At 56.7% G+C, this 573-nt stretch carries 1 rRNA gene; it reads right to left on the reverse strand.

Annotated elements, in window-relative coordinates:
* A 16S ribosomal RNA gene (locus CYJ07_RS20200) occupies positions 1-573 on the reverse strand; the annotation flags it as partial.

The following is a 573-nucleotide window of genomic DNA, read 5'->3' on the forward strand; positions in this document are numbered from 1 at the left end:
TCACCCCAGTCATGAACCACACCGTGGTGATCGCCCTCCCGAAGGTTAGGCTAACCACTTCTGGTGCAGTCCACTCCCATGGTGTGACGGGCGGTGTGTACAAGGCCCGGGAACGTATTCACCGTGACATTCTGATTCACGATTACTAGCGATTCCGACTTCACGGAGTCGAGTTGCAGACTCCGATCCGGACTGAGATCGGCTTTCTGGGATTGGCTTGCTCTCGCGAGCTCGCAACCCTTTGTACCAACCATTGTAGCACGTGTGTAGCCCTACCCGTAAGGGCCATGATGACTTGACGTCGTCCCCACCTTCCTCCGGTTTGTCACCGGCAGTCTCCCTAGAGTTCCCGACCGAATCGCTGGCAAATAGGGACAAGGGTTGCGCTCGTTACGGGACTTAACCCAACATTTCACAACACGAGCTGACGACAGCCATGCAGCACCTGTCACTGCGCTCCCGAAGGCACCCCTTCGTCTCCGAAGGGTTCGCAGGATGTCAAGGGTAGGTAAGGTTCTTCGCGTTGCATCGAATTAAACCACATGCTCCACCGCTTGTGCGGGCCCCCGTCAA

It is taken from the genome of Billgrantia saliphila (genome assembly GCF_002930105.1).
GTDB lineage: Bacteria > Pseudomonadota > Gammaproteobacteria > Pseudomonadales > Halomonadaceae > Halomonas > Halomonas saliphila.